A 2439-nucleotide genomic window follows, 5' to 3' on the forward strand; every position below is an offset into this window, starting at 1 on the left:
CTGTTCTATATCGTGCCGTCGAGCGGTTCATTGCCGGCATCGCCCAAGCGGTCGAACAGGACGCGGTCGAACAGGGCGCGTTCGGATAGCGAAGAGATCAGGATCAGGGCATCAAAAAGTGGCAAGCCAGAACAAGATCATCATCACCTGCGCGGTCACAGGCTCGATCCACACGCCGTCAATGTCGCCGCACTTGCCGGTGACGGCCGAGGAGATCGCGACCGCCGCTATCGAGGCGGCCGAGGCGGGTGCCGCGATCGTCCACCTTCATGCCCGCAATCCGGTCGACGGACGCCCCGACCAGTCGACCGAGGCGTTCGCCCCTTTCCTGCAGGTCATCAAGCAGCGCTCCAACTGCGTCGTCAACATCACCACCGGTGGTGCGGCGACGATGAGCGTGGAGGAACGCGTCAGGCCCGCGAAAGTCTTCGCGCCCGAGGTCGCCTCGCTCAACATGGGCTCGATGAACTTCGCGCTGTTTCCGATGCTGGAGCGCTTCAAGACGTTCGAGCATGAGTGGGAGCGGCCCTATCTCGAATCGTCGCGCGACCGGATCTTCCGCAATACTTTCGGCGATATCGAGCACATATTGCGCACCTGCGCCGACAACGGCACGCGCTTCGAGATCGAGTGCTACGACATCGGCCATCTCTATACCCTGGCGCATTTCGTCGAGCGCGGGCTGGTGAAGGCACCGTTCTTCGTCCAGAGCGTGTTCGGCATCCTCGGCGGAATCGGCACGCATCCGGAGGACGTCGCCCATATGAAGCGCACGGCCGATCGGCTGTTCGGCAACGAATATCACTGGTCGGTGCTGGGCGCCGGCCGCCACCAACTGCCGATCGCCACGCAGGCGATCGCGCTGGGCGGCAATGTGCGGGTTGGCCTGGAGGACTCGTTATGGATCGGCAAGGGCAAGCTTGCCCGCTCGAGCGCCGAACAAGTAACGAAGGTCCGCCAGATCATCGAGGGCCTCGGCGCCTCGATCGCCACGCCCGACGAGGCGCGGCAGATCCTGCAGCTGAAGGGCGGCGACAAAGTCGCGTTCTGATCCCGGCAAAAAAAGAACCCTGCGGCAACGGCTATCCAAACATCCGCTCGCCCTGCTCGTCGACGAGCTGGATGCCCTTCTTGATCGAGATGTCGACCGCATCGTCCAGCCCGGCGAAACGGTCGGCGCGGATGAAGCGGTGCTCCTTCATCACGCCGTCCACTTCCTTGGAGACGACGCCGCAGGTCTGGTACTGGCCGTCCGCCTTGTAGGGCGTGGCGCTGATCAGGAAGCCCTTGTGCTCGACCTGCTTTGCCGGCTTCGCGGCTCCGGTGTCCGTCGCCTCACCACCGCCGCCGCCGAAAAGACGTTTCAGAAAAGACATAGCGCATCCTCCAGCGGCAAATCGTCCTGCATCACATAGCGTGCCGCAGGACGATTTTCACTACAGCATGAACCCGAAAACTGTGCAGCGGTTTTCGGGAAGATCATGCTCACACAAAGATAAACGGGATGACTTTTGGAAGTCATCCCGCTTTGACGGTCATCGGTCGAGCCAGCAATAGCCCGTTCAGTGCCGGGCGACTCAGCGACGTGAGAGGGCCTCGAGCGCTGCGGCGGCGTCTTCCAGAATGCTGATCGCCTCGGCCTGCTTGTCCTCCGGCGCATCGACGATATCGCTGAGCGCGGCGCGTAGGCGGTGGCGCAGTGCGCGGAACCGGTCGCGCTTTTCGTGACGGCCGCGCCGGCCGACGTCCTCGCCCTCGTCGTTCCAGCCAAACCAGTCGCGCGCCTTGGCCATCTTGCGGCCGAACCGCTCGAGATGGTCGAGCACGTGATCGATCATCTCGCGATTTTGCTCGAGATGCGCCCTGCCCGCCTCGGTGATCGAGAACACCTTCTTGTTGCCTTCGCTTGACGAGACGGCATAGCCGGCCTCTTCGAGAAAGGTCAGCGTCGGATAGACCACGCCCGGGCTCGGGCTGTAGATGCCGCTGGTGCGTTCCTCCAGCGCCTTGATGATGTCGTAGCCGTGCCGCGGCGCCTCGGCCAGAAGCGACAGCGTGATCAGCTTGAGATCGCCGTCGGCCAACATGCGGCCGGCGCGGAACATGTCGCCCGGACCGCCGCGGCCGCCGCCGCGCATGCCCTGGCCGAAGGGACCAAAGCCGCCGCCGCGACCACCGAAACGACCGGCCATGTGCATGAATATGCGCTGACCGAAATGGTTGTGCCCGAAGGGATTATGCTTGTGCATGGATCGCTCCTTGAGTTCTATCTTACGATATATCTTAGCTAGGTGGCGGGTGGAGTCAAGATATATCTTGCGATGCATCTTGGTTGACGCAAGGCGAACTGCGAGGCGGTCGAATGCGCAGCGATCGCCGCGAAAACAGCCTACCAGCGGCCTTTGCGGCGGTTCCAGGCGGAGAGAAAAACGGCAAACC

General features: G+C 62.8%; 3 protein-coding genes. 1 reads left to right on the plus strand and 2 read right to left on the minus strand.

Annotation, left to right across the window (positions count from 1 at the left end):
- The first annotated feature begins 118 nt into the window (after window positions 1-118).
- On the plus strand, window positions 119-1051 hold the full coding sequence (locus tag EOA60_RS28835) for a 3-keto-5-aminohexanoate cleavage protein (RefSeq protein ID WP_067326797.1): 933 nt from the start codon (window positions 119-121) through the stop codon (window positions 1049-1051).
- A 31-nt stretch (window positions 1052-1082) separates the two neighbouring features.
- Here the strand turns inward: EOA60_RS28835 and EOA60_RS28840 are convergent, their stop codons facing one another.
- Complete coding sequence (locus EOA60_RS28840; protein WP_067326794.1) at window positions 1083-1376, minus strand: HlyU family transcriptional regulator; 294 nt, start codon at window positions 1374-1376, stop codon at window positions 1083-1085.
- A 201-nt stretch (window positions 1377-1577) separates the two neighbouring features.
- The gene (locus tag EOA60_RS28845) at window positions 1578-2249 is read right to left on the minus strand and encodes a PadR family transcriptional regulator (protein ID WP_095823214.1); all 672 of its coding nucleotides are present in this window, start codon (window positions 2247-2249) and stop codon (window positions 1578-1580) included.
- Window positions 2250-2439: the final 190 nt, after the last annotated feature.

It is taken from the genome of Mesorhizobium sp. M1A.F.Ca.IN.020.06.1.1, assembly GCF_004023265.1.
Taxonomy (GTDB): Bacteria; Pseudomonadota; Alphaproteobacteria; order Rhizobiales; family Rhizobiaceae; genus Mesorhizobium.